Origin of the sequence: Streptomyces liliiviolaceus (assembly GCF_018070025.1) — a bacterium.
Classification (GTDB): Bacteria; Actinomycetota; Actinomycetes; order Streptomycetales; family Streptomycetaceae; genus Streptomyces; species Streptomyces liliiviolaceus.
On sequence record NZ_JAGPYQ010000001.1, the window covers coordinates 5,531,420 to 5,552,573 of the forward strand.

At 70.0% G+C, this 21,154-nt stretch carries 19 protein-coding genes and 1 riboswitch; of the genes, 6 read left to right on the forward strand and 13 right to left on the reverse strand.

The window, feature by feature from the left end; translation table 11 throughout:
• Positions 1 to 4: 4 nt before the first annotated feature.
• The 12 genes from J8N05_RS24070 to J8N05_RS24125 form a co-directional block, all read right to left on the reverse strand.
• Positions 5 to 223, reverse strand: a complete 219-nt coding sequence (locus tag J8N05_RS24070; protein WP_210885845.1) for a CbtB domain-containing protein — start codon at positions 221 to 223, stop codon at positions 5 to 7.
• Positions 224 to 259: 36 nt separating this feature from the next.
• Positions 260 to 390: riboswitch (cobalamin riboswitch) on the reverse strand.
• Between the two features lie 73 nt (positions 391 to 463).
• Complete coding sequence (locus J8N05_RS24075) at positions 464 to 1,519, reverse strand: enoyl-CoA hydratase/isomerase family protein (RefSeq protein WP_210885847.1); 1,056 nt, start codon at positions 1,517 to 1,519, stop codon at positions 464 to 466.
• A 202-nt stretch (positions 1,520 to 1,721) separates the two neighbouring features.
• Entirely contained in the window at positions 1,722 to 2,078 is a 357-nt protein-coding gene (locus J8N05_RS24080) for a PRC-barrel domain-containing protein (protein WP_210885849.1), read from the reverse strand.
• Between the two features lie 249 nt (positions 2,079 to 2,327).
• A complete protein-coding gene (locus J8N05_RS24085; RefSeq protein WP_210885851.1) occupies positions 2,328 to 2,489 on the reverse strand; it encodes a hydrophobic protein in 162 nt (53 codons plus the stop codon).
• Positions 2,490 to 2,607: 118 nt separating this feature from the next.
• Positions 2,608 to 3,300: a response regulator gene (locus tag J8N05_RS24090; protein ID WP_247706446.1), complete on the reverse strand. Its 693-nt coding sequence runs from the start codon at positions 3,298 to 3,300 to the stop codon at positions 2,608 to 2,610.
• Positions 3,297 to 4,559 carry a sensor histidine kinase gene (locus J8N05_RS24095; RefSeq protein WP_247706447.1) on the reverse strand — a complete coding sequence of 421 codons (1,263 nt, stop codon included), beginning with the start codon at positions 4,557 to 4,559 and terminating at the stop codon, positions 3,297 to 3,299. The genes J8N05_RS24090 and J8N05_RS24095 overlap by 4 nt, the downstream gene beginning before the upstream one ends.
• A gap of 74 nt (positions 4,560 to 4,633) precedes the next feature.
• Positions 4,634 to 6,238 (reverse strand): fused response regulator/phosphatase, encoded by a 1,605-nt coding sequence (locus tag J8N05_RS24100; RefSeq protein ID WP_210885853.1) that lies wholly within the window; start codon positions 6,236 to 6,238, stop codon positions 4,634 to 4,636.
• Positions 6,235 to 7,689: a sensor histidine kinase gene (locus J8N05_RS24105; RefSeq protein WP_210885857.1), complete on the reverse strand. Its 1,455-nt coding sequence runs from the start codon at positions 7,687 to 7,689 to the stop codon at positions 6,235 to 6,237. Before J8N05_RS24105 ends, J8N05_RS24100 begins: the two co-directional genes overlap by 4 nt.
• A 15-nt stretch (positions 7,690 to 7,704) precedes the next feature.
• Entirely contained in the window at positions 7,705 to 8,772 is a 1,068-nt protein-coding gene (locus J8N05_RS24110) for an ATP-binding SpoIIE family protein phosphatase (protein WP_210885861.1), read from the reverse strand.
• The gene (locus J8N05_RS24115) at positions 8,760 to 9,182 is read right to left on the reverse strand and encodes an ATP-binding protein (RefSeq protein WP_210885863.1); all 423 of its coding nucleotides are present in this window, start codon (positions 9,180 to 9,182) and stop codon (positions 8,760 to 8,762) included. The genes J8N05_RS24110 and J8N05_RS24115 overlap by 13 nt, the downstream gene beginning before the upstream one ends.
• Positions 9,179 to 9,550: an STAS domain-containing protein gene (locus tag J8N05_RS24120; protein ID WP_210885865.1), complete on the reverse strand. Its 372-nt coding sequence runs from the start codon at positions 9,548 to 9,550 to the stop codon at positions 9,179 to 9,181. Before J8N05_RS24120 ends, J8N05_RS24115 begins: the two co-directional genes overlap by 4 nt.
• Positions 9,547 to 10,398: an STAS domain-containing protein gene (locus J8N05_RS24125; RefSeq protein ID WP_210885867.1), complete on the reverse strand. Its 852-nt coding sequence runs from the start codon at positions 10,396 to 10,398 to the stop codon at positions 9,547 to 9,549. Before J8N05_RS24125 ends, J8N05_RS24120 begins: the two co-directional genes overlap by 4 nt.
• A 387-nt stretch (positions 10,399 to 10,785) precedes the next feature.
• Here J8N05_RS24125 and J8N05_RS24130 point away from each other — a divergent pair, with 387 nt between their 5' ends.
• Positions 10,786 to 11,160 (forward strand): ATP-binding protein, encoded by a 375-nt coding sequence (locus J8N05_RS24130; RefSeq protein ID WP_247706754.1) that lies wholly within the window; start codon positions 10,786 to 10,788, stop codon positions 11,158 to 11,160.
• Positions 11,161 to 11,221: 61 nt separating this feature from the next.
• Here the strand turns inward: J8N05_RS24130 and J8N05_RS24135 are convergent, their stop codons facing one another.
• Positions 11,222 to 12,235 (reverse strand): LacI family DNA-binding transcriptional regulator, encoded by a 1,014-nt coding sequence (locus tag J8N05_RS24135; protein WP_247706448.1) that lies wholly within the window; start codon positions 12,233 to 12,235, stop codon positions 11,222 to 11,224.
• 338 nt (positions 12,236 to 12,573) lie between these two features.
• Between J8N05_RS24135 and J8N05_RS24140 the strand changes: the two genes are divergently transcribed.
• The 5 genes from J8N05_RS24140 (at position 12,574) to J8N05_RS24160 (ending at position 21,108) form a co-directional block, all read left to right on the forward strand.
• Positions 12,574 to 13,890 (forward strand): ABC transporter substrate-binding protein, encoded by a 1,317-nt coding sequence (locus J8N05_RS24140; protein WP_247706449.1) that lies wholly within the window; start codon positions 12,574 to 12,576, stop codon positions 13,888 to 13,890.
• A gap of 68 nt (positions 13,891 to 13,958) precedes the next feature.
• Positions 13,959 to 14,843 carry a carbohydrate ABC transporter permease gene (locus J8N05_RS24145; RefSeq protein WP_210885876.1) on the forward strand — a complete coding sequence of 295 codons (885 nt, stop codon included), beginning with the start codon at positions 13,959 to 13,961 and terminating at the stop codon, positions 14,841 to 14,843.
• Positions 14,844 to 14,847: 4 nt separating this feature from the next.
• On the forward strand, positions 14,848 to 15,699 hold the full coding sequence (locus J8N05_RS24150) for a carbohydrate ABC transporter permease (protein ID WP_247706450.1): 852 nt from the start codon (positions 14,848 to 14,850) through the stop codon (positions 15,697 to 15,699).
• Between the two features lie 78 nt (positions 15,700 to 15,777).
• Positions 15,778 to 18,423 carry an alpha-L-rhamnosidase gene (locus J8N05_RS24155; RefSeq protein ID WP_210885878.1) on the forward strand — a complete coding sequence of 882 codons (2,646 nt, stop codon included), beginning with the start codon at positions 15,778 to 15,780 and terminating at the stop codon, positions 18,421 to 18,423.
• A 99-nt stretch (positions 18,424 to 18,522) separates the two neighbouring features.
• Positions 18,523 to 21,108, forward strand: a complete 2,586-nt coding sequence (locus tag J8N05_RS24160) for a beta-glucosidase (RefSeq protein ID WP_210885880.1) — start codon at positions 18,523 to 18,525, stop codon at positions 21,106 to 21,108.
• Positions 21,109 to 21,154: the final 46 nt, after the last annotated feature.

Genomic DNA, 21,154 nt, shown 5'->3' on the forward strand with positions numbered 1-21,154 from the left:
CTCGTCAGTGGCAGGGGAAGCCGAGCAGGTGACGTGCGTCGTGCACCCATTCATGGACGTTCTCGCCGGAGACGACGGAGGTGGCGCCCTGCTCGGCGCCGACGAAGTACAGCAGGACCAGCATCAGGACGCCGATGAAGACCGCCCAGGGAGCGATGTCCTTCAGCGGCAGTTTGGCGGGCACGACGGGGGTGGTGCTCGGCGGGGCGACATGCTGCGCCATGACGGGGCCTCCTCTGGGAACTCGCGTCCCATCTCGGTGGTGCACAGGACGACGGCCCCGGGTCTGACTCACGGTGCGCTCCCCTCAGGGGAGTCACACCGTTCACAGTGGCGCGACCGTGCCGGTTTCCCACCGGCTTCCGTGCTGCCGTCGTCGGTATCGAAGTGACGCTACCGCTCGACGGGTGCATGCCCAAGACCAGGAGCCGACAAGAACCTGCTCACACCGAACGTTTACCTGTCAGCGCCCCAGCTCCAACTCCGGCCCGTGCTTCCCCAGCGGCTCGAAGAAGCGTGCCACGTCGGTGGTGGTGACCTCGGCGAGGGTGGGGGGTGACCAGCGTGGGTTGCGGTCCTTGTCGATGACCTGGGCGCGGATGCCCTCTACCAGGTCGGGCGTGGTCAGGGCCGCGCAGGAGACGCGGTACTCCTGCTCCAGCACGCGCTCCAGGGAATCCAGACGCCCGGCGCGGCGCACAGCCGCCAGGGTGACCTTCAGTGCGGTGGGCGACTTGGCGAGCAGGGTCTGCGCGGTCTCCTTCGCCGCCGGATCGCCGTGGTCGAGCAGCCGTTGGACGATCTCCTCTACCGTGTCGGCGGCGAAGCAGGAGTCGGTCCACTCCCGCTGCCCGGCCAACTCCCCTTCCGGCGCGGGCCGCGCATGCCGGTCCAGCGCTTCCCTCACGGGCAGTTCCGCGAGGTCGGCGGTGAAGCGCGGAAGGGCGCCGGACGGTACGCAGTGGTCGGCGAGTCCGCACAGCAGGGCGTCCCCGGCGCCGATCGCAGCGCCCGTCAGCGCGAGCCGGGTGCCCAGTTCGCCCGGGGCGCGGGAGAGCAGGTAGGTGCCGCCGACGTCGGGCACGAAGCCGATGCCGGTCTCCGGCATGGCGATCCTCGACCGTTCGGTGACGACCCGGACGCTGCCGTGCGCGGAGATGCCGACGCCCCCGCCCATGACGATGCCGTCCATGACGGCGACGTACGGCTTGGACCAGCGGGCGACACGGGCGTTGAGGCGGTACTCGTCGCGCCAGAACGCGGCCGCGGCGCTGCCGTCCCCGTCGCGGGCGTCGTCGTGGACGGCACGGATGTCGCCGCCCGCGCACAGGCCGCGCTCCCCCGCTCCGGTGAGGACGACCGTCTCCACCGCGGAGTCGTGCTCCCACGCGGTCAGCGCCTCGTCGACGCGCCGCACCATGGCGTGGTCGAGGGCGTTGATGGCTCTCGGGCGGTTGAGGGTGATGTGGGCGGCCCGGCCGGCCGTGTGCAGCAGGACGGACTCTTCGCTGCCGGTCATCCGCATACCTCCGTCAGACCGCGGGCCACGATGACACGCATGGGTTCGTTGGTTCCTTTCGGGACGCGATGGTGCGATGGACGCTCACGTCACGGGCGATCTTCTCAATACCGTGTCCGGCCGGGCGGTCCGGGGCAGCGCGACGGCCCCGGGACTCGTGGAGGAGTCCCGGGGCCGTCGCGTGATGCGGTACGGGTCCGGCTCAGATCTGCGGGCCGCCCGTGCCGTAGTACGTGCCCAGTTCGTCGCGGTAGCCCTGGTCGCCCAGGTGCTTGTCGCGGTCGAACTCCGGAGCGTCCTTGATCTGCTGCTTGGTGCGGTCGACGATGATCCTCTGCTCGCCCTGGTCGATGCTGACGACCGTGCTGGCGGGAAGCAGGACCTCCTTGCCGAAGATCCACACACCGGTGTCGACCACCAGGTAGGCGTCACCGACGTCGTCGGAGTGCTTGTCGACCTTGCCGATACTGCCGTCCGTGGCCTCGACCTTGTAACCCGTCAGGTCCACACCCGCCAGACGACCCGCGGTCGACTTGTAACCCCACACATTTTCAGTCACGCGAAAACAACTCCTCCGGTAAACAGAGTAAAGCGGACAGCGGGATAACCCACCGGCCCTCTCTTTTTCCGTACGTCGTGCACGGCGATTTCCGTAACCGCCGTCTTCGCGGCGGGTGCCCCTTGTCCGGGACTTCACGCACCCGATGCGGGCCGGGATTCTCTCCGATCTTCCGGAGAGGCACGCGCTGTCCCCGTATCGGGAACCCAGTGCCGCCACACACCGTCCGAGCTGGGCCGATGCGGTGGGCTACCAGCGGTACCAGCGGCCGCTCCCACCCTTCGGGCGGGCGACGAAGCCGATCAGCCACAGGACCAGGACGACGATCGCGACCCACCACAGAATTTTCAGCGCGAAACCCGCGCCGAACAGGATCAGGGCCAGCAGAAGAACAAGAAGCAGGGGAATCATATTGGTTAACCTCCGGAGCACCGAGTGCCCAGGTGATCTCTATCCACGCACACGAATTCACGGGTCGCGCACATTCCACCGCAGACACACGACCGGGCTTCCGCCTCCGAGGCGGCGCTCAGTCGTGGGCGCCGACCAGGCCCACCCGGTGGGCCAGTACGACCGCCTGGACCCGGTCCCGCAGGTCGAGCTTGGTCAGGATGCGGGACACGTACGTCTTGACGGTCTCGCGGCTGATGACCATCCGGTCGGCGATCTCGGTGTTGGACAGGCCCTCGGCGATCAGCTTCAGCACCTCCGTCTCGCGCGGCGCCAGAGCGGCCAACGCCGGTGCGGCGGGGTCCCGTTGGGGTCGGCGGAGCCGGTCGGCGAACTTGCCGACGAGTTGCCGGGTGACGGCGGGCGCCAGCAGCGACTCTCCCGCGTCGACCGTCCGGATGCCGTGCACCAGATCGCGCGGGGGCGAGTCCTTGAGCAGGAAGCCGCTCGCTCCGGCCCGCAGTGCCTCGTACACGTACTCGTCGAGGTTGAAGGTGGTGACGACCAGGACCCGCATCGGATCGACGACGCCGGGGCCGGCGAGCAGCCGGGTCGCCTCGATGCCGTCGAGCAGGGGCATGCGGATGTCCATCACCACCACGTCCGGACGCAGTCGTCGTGCGCTCTCCACCGCCGTGCGCCCGTCCCCGGCCTCTCCCACGACCTCGATGTCCGGCTGTGCGGTGAAGATGGTGACGTAGCCGGTGCGTACGAGTTCCTGGTCGTCGCAGACCAGGACCCTGATCGGCGCCGCCGCGCTCGGCCCGGTCACGCCTCTGCCCCGTATGCCGCGGCTTCGCCGTGTCCCGCGGACGGTATGCGCGCGTGGACGCTGAAGCCGCCGTCGGGCCGGTCGCCGGCGGACAGTTCGCCGCCGAACACGCTCACCCGTTCGCGCAGCCCGATGAGGCCGTGCCCGCCGCCCCGGCCCAGGGGTCTGCGCCGCTGGGCGGTCGTCGTGGCGGGCGCTCCCTCGGTGGTCACCTCGACCTCCACATCCTCGCGGCCGTAGTGGACCTGGACGAGCGTGCGATGGCCCGGGGCGTGCTTGAGCGCGTTGGTCAGCGCCTCCTGCACGACACGGTAGGCGGCCAGTTCCACCGCGGTGGCCAGCTCCTGCCGTTCGCCGCGCTCCGCCAGTTCCACGGGCTGTCCGGCGGTCCGGGTCTGCTCGACCAGCTCGCTCAGTCCGCCCGGTTCCGGGCCACGGTCCGGCGCGGACGGCGCGGACATCGCGGACGGAAGGCCGTCGGCGGCAGGGTCGCCGGACGCCTTCAGGACGCCCAGCAGATGCTGGAGGTCCCTCAGGGCCCGCCGTCCGGAGTCGCTGATCGCTTCGAGTCCTGTCTCCACCCGCTCGGGCGCGTCGGCGAGCAGGAACTGGGCGGCGTCCGCCTGGACCACCATGGCGGTGACATGGTGGGTCACCACGTCGTGCAACTCCCGTGCGATACGGGCGCGTTCGCGGGCCATCGCCGCCTCCACGCTGAGCCGGCGCCGTTCCGCCTCCCCGTCCTGCCGGGCGCGTACCGTCCTGCCGATGGCCCAGCACGCCACCAGGATCAGGAACATGAGGACGAAGTCGGGCACGTGCAGGGGCGAGCCCCTGTGGTGCAGCCCGAGCACGAACAGGGTGAAAGCCGTGATCGCGACGGCCACCGCCAGAGCGCGGCGCACACCGCGGGCGCGGTTCCCATGGGCTCCCAGGCTGTACAGCGCCATGTACAGGCCGAGGCTGGCGCAGGTCTGCGGATAGCCGACCACTTCATGGACCGCGAACGCGCCCGCGATCAGCGCGAGGCATACGACGGGCCACCTGCGCCGCAGCACCAGCGGCAGCCAGAGGACGGCCGTGACCAGCACACCCGGCAGTCCGGGCGGGCGTTCCGGCAGGTCGCCGAACTGGGCGCCGATCGGAGCCGTCACCGGCGCGAACACCAGCGGGGCGAGCAGCACGGTGAACACCGCGTCCCGGCTCACCACGTCCAGCGCACCCCAACGGGCCGCCAGAACAGGCGTGTTCTTCCTCAAGTCCGACCCCGCTGATCCGAGCACAGGCAGAGCCTAGCCCCCTGCCGGACCCCGGATGTTCCGGCCGCGGAGCCTTATGTGAACAGTGCGGTGATCAGGGCGATGTCGTCGTCCTTGTTCTGTCCGAAGCGTGCGAGGAGCAGGTTGCACATCTCCTCCAGATCGGCCGGCCCGTCGGCGACGGCCTCGCGGAACTCGGCGAGGGTGGCGTCCAGATGGGCGGTCCGTACCTCGACGAGACCGTCCGTCACCATGAGCAGCCGGGTGCCGGGCGGGGCCTCCACCACGGTGGGCGGGGGATGCGGGAGGCCGAGGCCGACCAGCGGGCCGTGGGGTTCGTGGAACCGCGGCCCCTTCTCCGGGTCGATCACGAGGGGCGGGATGTGGCCCGCGTTGGCTATGTGCAGGCGGCGTGCGTCCGGTTCGACCAGGACGAGGCAGAGGGTGACGGTGAGGCCGGGCTGGGACTGGCCGAGCAGCGTCTCCACCCGGTCCAGTACGTGGTGCGGGGGGTGCCCTTCGATGGCGTAGGCCCGCAGTGCGTGGCGTACCTCGCCCATGACGGTCGCGGCCTCCACCGAGTGCCCGACGACGTCTCCGATGGCGAGCAGCAGGCCGTTGACCGTCTGCACCGCTTCGTAGAAGTCTCCCCCGATCTCGGCGTGTTCGGAGGCGGGGAGGTAGCGGAAGGCCAGCTCGACGCCCGGGACGGTCGGCATCTCCTTGGGCAGGAAGGAACGTTGCAGCGCCAGGCCCAGGGCGTGTTCCTCGTTGTAGGTCCGCAGGGCTTCGAGGGCGAGGGCGCCCGCGTTGGCGAGTTGCTGCAGGAGCTGTTCGTCGTCTGCGCCGCGCAGGGCGGTCACGGGGACGGCCAGGCACACGGGGGGACGGCCGCGTTTGGTGCGGGCCACCGCGAGCGCCACGTCCCCGGCGAGGTGGTCGCCGGGGAGCAGGGCCTGCCACTGGCCGTGCGGGACACGGACGATCGCGACGCCGGTGTCCTGGCTCAGGCTGTGGGCCGCGAGCTGCTTCAAGAGGCCCGGGTGCGCGGGGCGGATCCGTACGGTGGCCCGGGCGTCGTCGGTCATGCTGTGGACGGCCTGTGCCTGGGGCGAGAGGAAGACCGCGCTGGCGGGGCTGTCCAGGACGGCGGCCGCGCCACCGGTGGCCGCCGACGCGAAGGAGTGGAAGCCGACGGCGCTGTAGACGTCCAGCGTCGCCTGGTTCAGCGCTATGAGTCGGTGCGCGAGTTTCTCGGCGCGCTGCCTGGCTCGGGCGTAGCGCAGGGTGGCGGAGACCGTCGCGAGGAGCTCTCCGGGGTCGATGGGCTGGTCGAGATAGGCGTCCGCGCCCCGTCTCAGCCCTTCCGCGTGGTCGTCGGGGGTGATGGCGGCGGCGGAGATCTGGATGATCGGCAGATGGGCGGTCCGCGGGCTGTTCTTGACGCGCTCGCTGACCTCGAAGCCGCTCATGTCGGGCAGCCGGACGTCGATGATCGCGATGTCCGGAAGCGTGTCCGGTCCGCCGTGCAGCCGGTCGAGGCCCTGCTCTCCGGTGCTGGCGCTGATGACGGAGTGTCCGGCGCGCTGCAGCCAGCTGGTGAGGACGTAGCGGTTCGTCTCGTTGTCGTCGACGACCAGGACGGTCGCGGGCAGACGCTCCTGGGCACTGTCGGTCACGGCCCGCCCTTCCGGTTCTGCGATCGCTGCGTGTACTCATGGCCGAGATCCGGCAGACGGACCTCCACCTTGGTGCCGACGCCCACGGTACTGGTGAGGGTCAGGGTGCCGCCGAGCAGTTCGGCGAGCGTACGGGCGTAGGGCAGACCGAGGCCGGTGCCGGGGCGGCCGCTCTGGTGGGGGCCGCGGACCTGGTAGAAGACCTCGAAGACCCGGCCGAGCTCTTCGGGCGGGATGCCGATCCCCGTGTCCGTGACGGTGAACAGCACGGTGGGGCCGGAGGGTTCGGGATCGACGTCGATCTCCAGGCGTACCTCGCCGCGCTCGGTGAACTTGAGGGCGTTGGCGAGGAGGTTGCGCAGAATGCGGACCAGCAGCGTCTCGTCGGTCACCAGGGGCGGATGCCGTTCGGGACCGGGCGTGACGAGCGTCACCTGTTCATGTCCGTGGCTGCTCAGGATGAGGCCTCTGAGGTGGGCGACCAGCAGCCGCAGATCCACCGGTTCCGTATGGATCTCCAGATGCCCGGCCTCGGCCTTGGCGACGTCCAGCAGGTCGCTCACGAGCGACAGGAGCGTATGGCCGGCCGATCCTATGAGTTCGACCTGTTCCCGCTGCTCGACGGTGAGGTCGGGGGAACTGGGGGCCAGCAGCAGGGTGGACAGGGCGACGACGGAGTTGACCGGGGTGCGCAGTTCATGGCTGATGTTCGTCCAGAAGCGGGTCTTGGCCTCGCTCGCCTCCTGCAACTGGTGGCGCTTGTCCTCCAGTTCGGTGTGCAGCGCGAGAACACCGCTGTTGGTGTCCTCCAGTTCCTGCGTCAGCTCGGTGTACAGCGCGAGGACACCCCGGTTGGTCTCCTCCAGCTCCTCGTTGAGATGGCGCAGTTCCTCCCGCTGGGCGCGGGTCTCCTCCAGGGTGGCGATCAGGTCGCGGGTCTGGGCGCGGAGGTCGTCCGCCTCGGTCGAGCGGGAAGCGGCCTTGAGGACCTCCGTCAGCCGGGCATGCTGCTCGTCCGGACCGCCGGCCTCGGGGGTGAGCGGCTGGCTGACGACGATGCGTCCGCCCGCCGGGGAGGCCTCGTACTCGATCCCCACGAGCTTCGCGGCCAGGTCGAGCGTCTCCCGCGCCGGGGGCGGTCCGCCGGTCCACACGAACGTGACGAGCAGGGCGGTGGGCCGGCCGGGCGGGACGAGACCGAAGGAGACCTCCAGGCCGCGGCAGCCGAGCCGGTCCCGTCCGAGTTCGCTCAGCGCGGTCGCCAGCCGGACCTGGTCCTGCCGCTCCAGCGACATGGCCGCCGCGGCCTGTTGGGCGGTTCGCCGCAGGCCGAACACGTCCTGGGACGAGGACAGGACGAAGGGCGCCACCGTGCCGGCGGGGCCGACGGCGGACGAGCGGCCATGGTGGGCCGCGTCGCCGCGCGGGCCCGAATCAGACACCACGCTCATCCCGCCCCTCGCCGGTCACCATGCCCCCTTGATCACGACGACGCTGGCGTCGTCCCGTCGCACTCCCGCCTCTCGCAGGAGCTGACCGGCCATGACGAGCGGTGTGTGGCTCATCAGACCGGGCAGGGTTCCATGGTCCCAGCGTTCGGTCAGACCGTCGGAGTGCATCACCAGGGCGCCGTGGGCCGGGAGCGCCTGCTCGAACGTCCGCAGTCGCCGCATCTGCGCACCGACGATACCGGGTGCCGACAGCAATGCCTTGCGGCCGTCGTCGCCCAGGAGGAAACCGCTCACGTTGCCGATTCCGCAGTACAGGACCCGTCCGGCGGCCGGCTCGATCCGTGCCACGGCGACCGCGCCGCCGCGTGTCCCGCGCAGGGCGAGGTGGATCGCGTCGAGGGCGCCCGCCGGACTGAGATCACGGGTCTCCTGGAACGCTTTGACCGCCGCCTGGCTCGCGCGCGCGGCCAGGGGGCCGTGCCCCAGCCCGTCGCACAGCATCACCAGGATCGCCGGGCGGTCCCCGGCGCCGCCGCTGTCGTCGGTGCGTACGGCCCACGCGTCGCCGCACGCGGTCTCACCGCTGATGGGCCGCGTCACCCCGGCGACCGTGGACAGGTCCCGGGAGGCGACGACGGCACTGCCGTCGGCGGCGCGCGGCCAGAACTGTGCGGCCATGACCGTGCCGCGGCCCGGCACGGAGTGCAGGTCGAACTGGTCCGCGAGCCGGGCGACCGCGCCCAGGCCGATGCCCAGCGTGCCCGCGCTGGACGATCCGTCGGCCAGCGCGGCGGGCACGTCCGTGATTCCGGGCCCCGAGTCGACGGTGAGGAACTCCACGCCGGCCTGGTCCCCGGAGCGCACCACGCGCAGCAGCAGGGCTCCGTCGTCGGCGTGCCGCTGTACGTTCGTGGCGGCCTCGGTGACGGCGAGGGCGACCTCGGCGACCCGGTGGCTGCTCAGCCCGATGCGCCTGGCCAGCGTGGCGGCCGCGCCCCGGGACGCCGCGGCCAGGGAGGCGCCGTCCCTGAACCACGCGATGTCCTCGTAGCTCAGGGCCACGGTGGTGTTCACCGCACCCACTTGATGATGGTCACGGTCGTTCCCTCGCCGGGCGCGGTGACCAGCCGGAAGTCGTCGACGAGGCGCCGGGCCCCGCTGAGGCCGAGGCCGAGCCCGCCGCCGGACGTCCAGCCGTCCGTCATCGCCTGCTCGACATCGGCGATACCGGGTCCGGAGTCCTCGAAGACGGCGGCCACGCCGTTCTTGCCGTTCGCGCTGACCAGTCCGGAACTGACCGTGCCCCCGCCGCCGTAGATGAGGGTGTTGCGGGCGAGTTCGCTCGCCGCGGTGATCATCTTCGTCTGGTCGACCAGGGACAGCCGGCACTTCTGGGACAGCGCCCGGATGGCCTGCCGGATGTGCACGAGGTCGCCGCTGCGCGCGATGGGGTAGACCTGCGGGTCTTCGCCCGCAGTCCAGGGCGCTGTCACCGCAAGGCCGAACTGGTGGGCTGCCGCAGCTTCGCCAGCCCCTTCTCAAGGTCGAGGGCAGTGCTGACCCCGCCGAGCGAGAGACCCAGCTCGACCAGGGTGATGGCCACGGCGGGACGCATGCCCACCACCACCGTCCTGGCGTCGAGCACACGCGAGATGGCGGCGACCGTCGCGAGCATGCGGCCCACGAAGGAGTCGACGATCTCCAGGGCGCTGATGTCGATGATGACGCCCCGGGCGGACTTGGCGACGATCTCCTCGGCCAGGTCCTCCTGGAGGTTCAGCACCATCTGGTCCTCCAGATCGAACTGGACGGACACCAGCAGGATGTCTCCGATACGGAGAATGGGGAGGCGCTCACTCATCGCTGCGCACCCTCGTGGGCGACCATGTCCACACCGGACCGGCGCAGCGCCAGCTTGAGGGCGTCGGCCAGGCTGGCCTTCGTCACGATGCCCTCGAACTCGATGCCGAGCGCGACGATGGTCTGCGCGATCTGCGGGCTGATACCGGACACGGTGCACTCGGCGCCCATGAGCCGGGCGGCGACGATGGTCTTGAGCAGGTGCTGGGCGACCTGGGTGTCCACCGCGGGAACGCCCGTGATGTCGATGATCGCCTGCTCCGAGCCCGTGTCGACGAGCGCTTGCAGCAGCTTCTCCATCACCACCTGGGTGCGCGCCGAGTCCAGCGTGCCGACGAGCGGCACGGCGATGACCCCGTCCCACAGACGCACCACCGGCGTGGAGAGCTCCAGGAGCTGCTCGGCCTGCGCGGCGATGAGCTCGTCGCGCGTCTGCGTGTAGGTCTCGATCGCGAAGAGGCCCATCCCGTCGAGGACGCCGTTGAACTGCAGGTAGGCGCGGATCTGGTCGGCGGTGCCGTCCTGCAGAACAGGTTCGAGGACCTGCTTCAGGGCGAAGACACTGATCGCGGTCTCACTCGGCGAGAATCCCTGACGGGCCCTGTTCCTCGACAGCTCCGTCAGCAGTGCGCGGATTTCGGACATCTGTTCCGAGTGGACGTCGGTGGCTCCCTGACGCAACGCGTCCACCAAGGCGTCGTACATCTCCCGCAGCTCGCGTTCGAGTTCGGCGGTGCCGATGCGCCCTCCCAGCGACCCCGACACCTGCCGCACCCACGCCGCGGCCAGGTCCTGACCCTCGATCGTCAAGAGCCCTACCAGGTCCGCAGAGCTGTCTCGCTTCGCCATTCCGGCGCTCCTTCAATGTTCATATTTACGTGTCAGGGACGACCTCGGAAGCCTACGGCACTCGCGCTCACGGACAGGTGCGACCTGGGAAAGGTCCCCCCGTGGGCCTGACGCGGTGCGGGACGGCACGGGATGTGCGTCTGTCACCATGTCCTCGACCCGGTTCGCCGATGCGGCTCAGGCCGGAGCTCGCACCCTGAGACCTGCCCCGCTGCCACGGGCCGCCACGGTCGGACACGTGGTCGATCCCGACGGAAGCAGCATGTGTCACGCCAAACAGGGTAGCCGCGAACGGACAACGGGAACGAAGGTGGACAAAAAGTGGAGTCAGTCAGGAGAGGCGGCGCCGGGCCGTCGGAAGCCCATGCCATAGCCGCCACCGTCTCCATGACCGGAGGCGGCGCCTGCATAGCCGAGGCACGACGCTTCGCGACCGACTTCCTGGCCCGTGCCCGCACGGACCACGGCGTACCCGTCTCCGCCCGCGCGACGGACCTCACTCAGCTGGTGGTCAGCGAACTGGTCACCAACGCCCACAAATACGCCCCCGGCCCCCTGCTGCTGGAGCTGCGCATCACCGACGGGGTGGTGGCGGTGAGCGTGCACGACGGCGTCGGCGCCAGGCCCGTGGCCCGCTCCGTCGACCCGCACAGGGTCGGCCAGCACGGCCTGGAGATCGTCATGGCCGTCGCCCAGGAGTTCCGGGTGGATCTCGAACCGCCGGGCAAGCGCGTCACCGCGTCCATCGCCCTGGCCCCCTGAACCGTTCGCCGACCCTCTGAACCGGCCGCCGGCATACGTCAGTTCCCGGTGAACGGCTCCCTCAGACCGCCGACGGCGCCGAAGTGCTCCCCCGGACGACGAGACGCGGCGTCATGGTCGTCTGCACGGCGTGGTCGCGCCGCCCCTCCACCCGCTCGATGAGCAGCCGCGCCGCGGTGGCGCCCATGTTGTGCCCGGCCTGGTCGACGCTGGTGAGCTGCACGGTGGCGAGGTCGGCGATGGCGGTGTTGTTGTAGCCCACCAGGGAGACGTCCTGCGGGACCCGCAGACCCAGTTCGTGGGCCGCCCGCCAGACACCGAGCGCGGCCACATCGGCTCCCGTCATGATCGCGGTGGGCCGGTCCCCCGCGGTCAGCAGGCTCATACCGGCCTTGTAGCCGCCTTCGTCGGAGTACGACGTCCGGCAGATCCGGGTGTGCTCCGCGAGCCGGCTGCGGCCCATCGCCTCGGCGTAGCCGTTGCTCAGGACGATCTCCGGCGTACGGGCCCATCTGCTCGACCGGGTCCCGGGCGAGGAGACCAGCGCGATGTTGCGGTGCCCGAGGGACACCAGGTGGTCCACGACGAGCCCGGCACCGGAGCCGTCGGCGTCGACGACGGAGTCGTGCAGGTCGGAGGCGTCGTGGTGGCCGATGACCACCGTGGGCGTCGACTGGGCGGTGGACAGCACTTCGGAGCGCTGGACGCCGGGGGCGATCAGGACGAGGCCGTCCATCTGGCGGTCCACCATGGACTGGACGGTCTTGGCCTGGGCCTCGGCGTCGAAGCCCGCGGCGCCGATCAGCACGGTGTACTCGCTGTCCCGCAGCTCGTCGCGGACGCCGTCGAGGATGTCGGCGAAGAAGGTGTTGCGGATGTTGTCCAGCAGGATGCCGATGGTGTACGTCCGGCCGCGCATTCCGCGCGCGGCGGCATGGGGGCGGTAGTCGAGCTCCGCCATGGCGGCCCGGACCTTCTCCTGCATGGCCGCGCTGACCCCGTACGCGTTGCGCATGACCTTGGAGACCGCGGCGGTGGACACTCCCGCGTGACGCGCGACATCCGTGATCGTCACACGCTTCTTCCGCTGTGATCCCTGCTCCATGCGCGCTGCCCCCTGGAGTGCCGTCCTACTGAGGACAACGTTCTACAGGACGATCCGGTTCGGACGCCAGATGTAGTCGGCTTTTCGGCGATGTTGCGACGCGATGTCTTGACGACGGCTTTCGCTGCGTGCACTGTGGTGCGCACTTCGACGTAGAGAACGTTATACAAAATCTCACTCAGACACTTCTCCCGCACTTCTCCCGCACTTCTCCAACGCTTTCGCAGGGCCTTCGCCTTGCGCCTTCGCCGTGCGCCTTCGCCGCGCCTCCATCGCGCCTTTCGTCCACGATGACAGGGAGCCATGCCGTGATCACCTCCTCGACCTCCGCCAGAAGGGGCCGCCTCGCCGGCTCGACCGCGAGCGCCGCCGCCCTGGTCCTCCTCGTCTCCGCCTGCGGAGGCTCGGGCGGAGGTTCCACTTCCTCACCCGAGAACTTCAGCTACTTGAGCGTCACGGAGAACACGACCGTCAAAACGGCGCTCACCACCCTGTCCAAGGGCGGGTGCAAGACCGCCCAGGACGACCTGCCGCTCAAGGTGGAGACCGTTCCGCAGGCGAGTCTGGACCAGAAGCTGCAACTGCTGGCCGGTCAGGACGCGCTGCCGGTCCAGTTCGCGGCGGGCAACGCACCCGCCCTGACCCAGCAGTTGTACAAGTCCGGCAAGGTCGCCGATCTGGAGACCGAGCTGAAGTCGCTGGGCGTCTACGACCAGTTGGAGCCCGCGGCCGTCTCCACCATCAAGGCGCTGTACGGCGGCAAGGTGGAGGTCCTGCCGTACGAGTACAACATCGAGGGGATCTTCTACAACAAGAAGATCTTCAGCGCCAACGGGCTGACCGTGCCCGCCACCTGGGCCGAACTGGTCTCGGCCGCGGGCACGTTGCAGGCCAAGGGCATCCAGCCGTTCTCGGCCTCCGGTCAGCAGGGCTGGCCCCTGACCCGGCTGATCAGCGGCTACCTCTACCGCAGCCTGGGCCCCGACGCCCTCAAGGCCGTGGCGGACGGCAAGGCCGAGCTCACGGACCCCGAGTACGTCAAAGCCGCACAGGAAGTGGCCGCCCTCGGCAAGAAGGGCTACTTCGGCAAGGGCGTCGGCTCCATCGACTACGACACCTCGGTGAACGAGTTCCTCAACGGCAAGGCAGGCATGCTCTACATGGGCAGCTGGGCGCTGGCGAACATCGCCGACGAGAAGCAGAACAAGGTGGGGGCCGACAACGTCGGCTTCATGCCCTTCCCGGCCGTCGAGGGCGGCAAGGGCTCCATCGAGCAGTACCCCTCCAACGTCGGCCTGGGGATCACCCTCGGCGCCAAGTCCTTCGACAAGAAGACCGGCGCCTGGGTGTCCTGCATCGCGAAGAACTACGGCAGCACCGCCCTCAAGGACCAGGGGGCGATCTCCGGCTTCAAGGTCAACACACCCGTCGAGGACAGCAACGAGGTCACCGGGCAGATCCGTAAGACGATCAGCGGGTCCCGGCAGAACGTGCTCTGGTTCGAGGCCCTGTTCTCCACCAAGGCGACCACGGTCAGCCAGAGCAACGCGGCCGGCCTGGTCGCCGGGAGCCTGAGCCCCGAGAAGTTCATGCGGACCGTGCAGGACGCCCTGGCCGAGAAGTGAGGCGGACGGGCCCGGCGACGGGCCCCCGCCGACCACAGCCTGACACCTCACGAACTGGACACCCCTCCATGCACCGCGTACTCGGTGACCGCAAGGCGGTCCTGATCCTCCTCGGTCCCGCCCTGCTCGTCTACTCCCTGATCATGCTGGTCCCCATGGTGTGGTCCTTCGGGTACTCGTTCACCGAGGGCAACACCATCGAGGGCTTCACCGGCAACGGCCTGGACAACTTCCAGCGCCTGTTCTCCGACCCCGCCGTGCGGGACGCCCTGTGGTTCACCGCCAAGTACGCGGTCGTCGTGACCGTCGGCCAGGTCGTCGCCGGCTATCTGCTGGCCCTGCTGTACGTGTTCTTCCTCAAGCGCGCCTCCGCGCTCATCCGTACCCTGGTGTTCTTCCCCGTCGTCCTGCCCACCGTGGCCGTCGGTCTGCTCTTCCAGAAGTTCTTCCAGGTGGCCCCGCAGACCGGCCCGGTCAACTCCCTGCTCAACGCGGTGGGCCTGGACTCCGTCGACTGGTTCGGCAGCGCGGGACACGCCTTCTGGGTCCTGATCGTCATGGACATCTGGCGCTCCATGGGCTTCTACGCCGTCCTGCTCTTCGCCGGCCTGGTGGACATCCCCGAGGAGGTGCTGGAGTCCGCCCGCCTCGACGGAGCCTCCGGTCCGCGGCTCGTCCGCCACATCGTCCTGCCCATGTCGTTCCCGGTACTGATGTCAGCGGTCATCTTCAGCATCAACGGCACGCTCAAGGTCTTCGACTCGATCGTGGCACTGACGGGCGGGGGTCCCGGCAGCGGCACCACACCGCTCACCCTGTACATGTTCCAGACGTCGTTCACCTACGGCGACTACGGCTACGGCAGCACCATCGCCCTGCTGCTGACCGTCGTGTGTCTCCTGGTGACCCTGGTCGTCTTCCGCGTCTCGCGGCGCGACCTCACGGAGGGCTGAACCCATGGCCATCGACACGTCCGTCAGGGTCTGGCGCCCGCGCCGCCTGTGGGTCAAGCTCGTCGTCGCAGGTCTCCTGGTCGTCGAGGTCTATCCGCTCGTCTGGATGTTCCTGACCTCGCTGAAGTCCAACGACGACTACCTCAACAACTCCACCTGGTCGCTGCCCACCACCTGGGAGTGGGGCAACTACACCGACGCCTGGACCACCGGGCACATCGGTCTGTACGTGCAGAACAGCCTGCTCGCCGTCGTGCCCGCGCTCGCGCTGATCCTGCTGCTGGGCACCGCGGCAGGGTTCGCCCTCCAGGTCATGGTGTGGAAGGGCCGCGGTCTGACCCTGCTGGTCTTCCTCACGGGCATGATGGTCCCCGCGCAGATGATCCTGCTGCCCCTGTTCACGGTGTACTTCCGGACCGGCCTGTCCGGCACCTTGTGGCCGCTGATCCTCACCTACACGGGCACCGGCCTTCCCCTGACGGTGTTCATGATGGCCACCTACTACAAGACCGTCCCGCGCGAGCTGTTCGAGGCGGCCACCATCGACGGCGCGGGCATCCTGCGCGCGTTCTGGACCATCGGTCTGCCCATGGTCCGCAACGCGATCCTGACCGTCGGCCTGGTGCAGTTCTTCTTCATCTGGAACGACCTGCTGATCGCGCTGACCTTCACCAACAGCCAGGACCTGCGCACCATCCAGGTCGGGCTGCTCAACTTCACCGGCGACTTCGGCGCCACACAGTACGGCCCGCTGTTCGCCGCCATCTGCATCAACGTCTTCGGCACCCTGGTGATCTACCTCTTCCTCAACCAGAAGGTGATGAAGGGCCTCACCTCGGGAGCCGTCAAGGGTTGACGGCCGCGCCTCCACAGGGCTTCAGCTCCGGCCAGGCGCCGGCCGTCCGCACCCGTATCCATGGAAGGTCCCCCACCCATGTCCTCTCAGCCTGCCCCGGTCACCTTCGAGCACCTGCCCGACGGCCTCGGAATCGGTGTCGCCCGGCCACGCCTGACCTGGCGTCTGCCCCGGGGAGCCGCCGTCCAGGACGCCTACGAGATCGAACTCGACCGGGACGGCGTCCTCCGTCGCACCGGCCGCACGGCCCACGCGGACCAGGTCCTCCTGCCGTGGCCGGGCGCACCTCTCGACTCCCGTGAACGGGTCGGCGTCCGGGTACGGGTGTGGGTGGACGGGGCCGCGGACCCGACCGGTTGGAGCGAGCCGCGCACGGTCGAGGCGGGGCTCCTGGACGCCGCCGACTGGAGTGCCGTACCGGTCGGCGCGGCCTGGCCCGAGGCCCCCGGCACCGACCGGCGCCCGGCCCGCGTCCGCCGCGACTTCACCCTCGACGCCCCGGCGGTCCGGGCCCGGCTGTATGTCACCGCCCACGGTGTGTACGAGGCCGAGATCAACGGCCGCCGGGTCGGCGACGACATCCTCTCGCCGGGGTGGACCGTCTACGGCGAACGCCTGCGCTACCACACCTACGACGTCACCGAGCATCTCGTACCCGGCGCCAACACCCTCGGTGCCTGGCTCGGGGACGGCTGGTACCGGGGCCACATCGGTTTCGACGGTGGCTACCGCGACCTCTACGGCAGCGACCAGTCCCTCCTCGCCCAGCTAGAAGTCACCCTGGCCGACGGCACCACGACGGTCGTCGCCACCGACGGCTCCTGGCAGGCCGCGCCCGGCCCGATCCTCTTCAGCGGCCTCTACGAGGGCGAGACCTTCGACGCACGCCTGCACGACCCCCACTGGTCGACACCTCAAGGAGGCCTGGAAGAGGCCGAGTTGTGGACGCCGGTGGCCACCCGCACCCGCGATCCACGCACCCTGATCGCCCCCAAGGGCGCTCCCGTCCGCCGCACCCAGGAACTGTCACCCCTCACTGTCACCGCCAAGGGCGACGGCCGTCACGTCCTGGACTTCGGCCAGAATCTCGTCGGCCGGCTGCGCATCACCGTCGCCGGACCGGCGGGCACGACCATCACCCTGCGCCACGCCGAGGTACTCCAGGACGGCGAACTCGCCACCCGCCCCCTGCGCGGGGCCGCGTCCACCGACACCTACGTCCTCGACGGCTCCGGCGAGCAGACCTGGGAACCGCGCTTCACCCTGCACGGTTTCCGCTACGCCGAAGTCGGCGGCTGGCCGGGCGAGTTGAGAGCGAACGCGGTGACGGCCCGGGTGTACCACACCGACATGACCCGCACCGGCTGGTTCGAGTGCAGCGACCCCCTGGTCAACCGGCTGCACGAGAACGTGGTGTGGAGCATGCGCGGCAACTTCGTCGACATCCCCACCGACTGCCCCCAGCGCGACGAACGCCTCGGCTGGACCGGCGACATCCAGGTCTTCGCCCCCACGGCGTCCTTCCTGTACGACTGTGCCGGCATGCTCGACTCGTGGCTGGACGACGTCGCCGTCGAGCAACTGCCCGACGGGACGATCCCCTGGTACGTGCCGGTCATCCCCGGCGGCCCCCAGTGGACGCCGATCCAGCCGGGCGCCGCCTGGGGCGATGTCGCGTCCCTCACCCCGTGGGTCCTGTACCGGCGCTTCGGCGACCTCGAACTGCTGCGCCGGCACTTCCCCATGGGCCGCGCCTGGGTGGACCTGATGGACCGGCTGGCCGGGGAGAGCCGGCTGTGGGACACCGGGCACCAGCTCGGTGACTGGCTGGATCCGATCGCCCCGCCGGACGACCCGGCGGGGGCCCGCACCGACCGCTACCTGGTGGCCACCGCGTACTTCGCCCACTCCGCCCGCCATCTCCAGTGGTCGGCCCGCGAACTCGGTGATCAGGAAGCGGCCGCACGGTACGGACAGTTGGCCGACGAGGTGACCCGCGCCTTCCGGGCCCGCTATGTGCGCCCGGACGGCCGGATGACCAGCGACGCCCCGACCGCGTACTCGGTGGCTCTGGTCTTCGGTCTGCTGGACGACGACCGACAGCGCCGTGCGGCCGGTGACCGCCTCGCGGAACTGGTGCTCCAGGACGACGCCCGGATCGCCACCGGCTTCGTCGGCACCCCGCTGATCTGCGACGCCCTGACCGACACCGGACACCTGGAGGTGGCGTACCGCCTGCTGACCCAGACCGAGTGCCCGTCCTGGCTCTACACCGTGTCCATGGGCGCGACCACCATCTGGGAACGCTGGGACAGTCTCCTCCCCGACGGCACCCTCAACTCCGGTGGGATGACGTCCTTCAACCACTACGCGCTGGGTGCCGTGGCCGACTGGATGCACCGGGTCGTCGCGGGGCTCGACCTATCCTCCCCCGGATACCGCACGCTGCGTTTCCGGCCGCGTCCCGGCGGTGGCATCACCTGGGCCAGGGCCCGCCACCAGACGCCCTACGGCGAGGCGGCCATCTCCTGGGAACTGACCGACTCGGACAGGACCTGCTCAGGCCTGACCGACTCAGGCCTGACCGACTCGGGCATGACCGCGGAGGTCACGGTTCCCGACGGCTGCCAGGGCGTGGTCGAACTCCCGGGGCACGCTCCGCTGACCGTGGGCCCCGGTCGGCACCACCTCGACACCCGCGACCTCGAACGCAGCGCCGCCTGAGCCCCGTTCGCGCTGCTCAAGTCCACGCACCGCCTCGTGAAAGAGCGTCCGCCGCCGCTCGACGCTCGAAGGAACTCGACGCTCGAAGGAGAGTGTGAAGTGACCCGTTCCAGAGGAAGTTCCGAAGATTCCGGAGAAGGCTCCACAGGACCGACCCGGCGCGAAGCCGTCGCCGTGTCCGTGGCCGCTCTGGGCGGAGCCGCGGTGCTGACCGCCGGGCTTCCCGGCACCGCTGCCGCAGCCGCCCCGCGGACGGCCCTCGCCGGTCAGCCCTGGCGTGACAAGAAGAAGTCGGCCGCCCGCAGAGCCGACGCCCTGCTCGCCGCCATGACGCTCCAGGAGCAGATCACGCTCGTCACGGCGGTCGACGTGGCCGACTTCGCGCCCCTCGCCCATCTCGGCATTCCGGCCATGACCCGCGTGGACGCGTCCGACGGACTGCGGGGCGACACCGGAGTGACCGCCTTCCCCGCCCCCAACGCACTGGCGGCGACCTTCGACACCGACCTGGCCGAGCGGTACGGCGACGCGATCGGCGCCGAGGCCCGGGGCAAGGGCTGGAACGTCCTGCTCGGCCCGACCGTCGACATCGACCGCAACCCCCGCAACGGCCGCGAGGCCGAGTCGTACGGCGAGGACCCCCTGGTCAACGGGCTGATCGGGGCCGCCGTCACCCGTGGCTTCCAGAAGAACGACGTCATCGCCCAGATCAAGCACTTCACCGTCTACAACCAGGAGGAGGGCCGCAACTCCCTCGACGTACGGGTCTCCGAGCGTGCCCTGCGCGAGGTCTACTACCCGGCCTTCGAACACACCGTCCGCGACGGCGGCGCCCTGTCGGTCATGGGCTCCTATCCCAGGGTCAACGGGGTGTTCGCCTGCGAGAACCCACACCTCATCGGCGCCCTCAAGACAGACCTCGGGCTCAAGGGCTACCTCGGCACCGACTACTACCCGTCCGGGGACCGGGTCGCGGAGATCAACGCCGGTGTCGACTCCGCCGCACTCACCCCCGACACCCCCAAGGCCGCCTTCACCGACGGCCGGATCCCGCGGGAGCGCACCCGGAACGCCACCCGCCGCATCCTGTACGCGCTGTTCGCCTCCGGTGCCTACGACCATCCGCTGCCGGACACGCCCGCCGACGTGGTGACCACCGCCGCGCACCAGACCCTGGCCCGGATCACCGGTGAACAGGCCACCGTCCTGCTGAAGAACGAGGGCAGCCTGCTGCCGTTGTCGAAGAACAGGACGATCGCCGTGATCGGCCCGGCGGGCAAGGACGCCATCACCGGTGTCGAAGGCTCCTCCTATGTCGATCCCGGCGACTTCACCACCGCCCTGGAAGCGATCAGGAGCAAGGCCGGCGCATCCCGGGTGCTGTTCTCCCAAGGCAGTCTCGGTGATGTCGCCCTGCCCACGATCCCGGGCGACGTCTTCACCACCCCCGACGGCGAACCCGGCCTGCACGCCGAGTTCTTCGCGGGCGAGGACCACTCCGGCAGCCCGCTGACCACCACGACGACGGGCAACATCGACTTCCGCGGCGCCCCAGTCGACGGCCTCCCGGCCGCCTGGTCGGCCCGCTGGACCGGCCGCCTCACCCCGCCCGTCACCGGTCCGGTGCGCGTCTCGGCCCTGCTGGCGGGTGCCGCGAAGATCGTCGTGAACGGGGTGACGCTCCTCGACGAGTCCCGCTTCCTCTGGGACTCCTTCTTCGGCCCGAAGGAGAGCGCGATCGGCGGTGTCGCCGAACTGACCGGCGGCAGGGCCGTCGACATCACGGTCGAGTACAGCACCAGGGACGCCGGGTTCCGGGGACCCGCCATGACCCTGGGCTGGCAGCCCGAGTCGCTCGTACCGGCCGCCGTCGCGACGGCGAGGAAGGCCGACGTGGCGGTGGTGTTCGTCAACAACTACACCGGCGAGGCCTTCGACCGCGACGACCTCTCCCTGCCCGGCGACCAGGACCGGCTCATCGAAGCCGTCGCCGCCACCAACCCGAACACGGTCGTCGTCCTCAACACCTCGGGGCCCATGCTCATGCCGTGGCTGGGCGCGGTGAAGGGCGTGCTGCAGGCCTGGTACCAGGGCGCCGCGACCGGCACCGGCATCGCCAACGTCCTGTACGGCGACGCCGAACCCGGCGGCCGGCTCCCCGTCACCTTCCCCGCCGACGAACAGCAGGGCCCGGCCACCTACACCGGCGCCAAGGACGACGACATCGCCAACACGATCACGTACGACGAGGGCATCCACGTCGGCTACAAGTGGTACGACAAGCACCGCGCCAAGCCGCTCTTCCCCTTCGGGCACGGGCTGTCGTACACCTCCTTCCGCCTCGGCACGGCACGTGTGCACAGCCTCGGCCGTGGGGACCGGGCCGCCGAGGTCACCGTCGAGGTACACAACACCGGCCGTCGTAGCGGATCCGAGGTGGTGCAGGTCTACATCGGGCATCTGCCGACCAGGACCGACACCCCGGCCAGGACGCTCGTCGGCTTCGCCCGCGTCGCGTTGGAGGCAGGCCGGCGCAGGAGTGTCGGTGTCACCGTCAGCCGGCGCGCGCTGTCCTACTGGGACGAGGCGGGCGGGCGCTGGGTGACCCCCACCGGCCAGGTGCCCGTGTACGTCGGCCGGTCCGCCGCCGACCTCGACCACGCGGGCAGCATCACCGTCAAGTGAGCCGGGCGCGGGGGCTGTTCGCCGACGAACGGTGGTTGCGGACCGG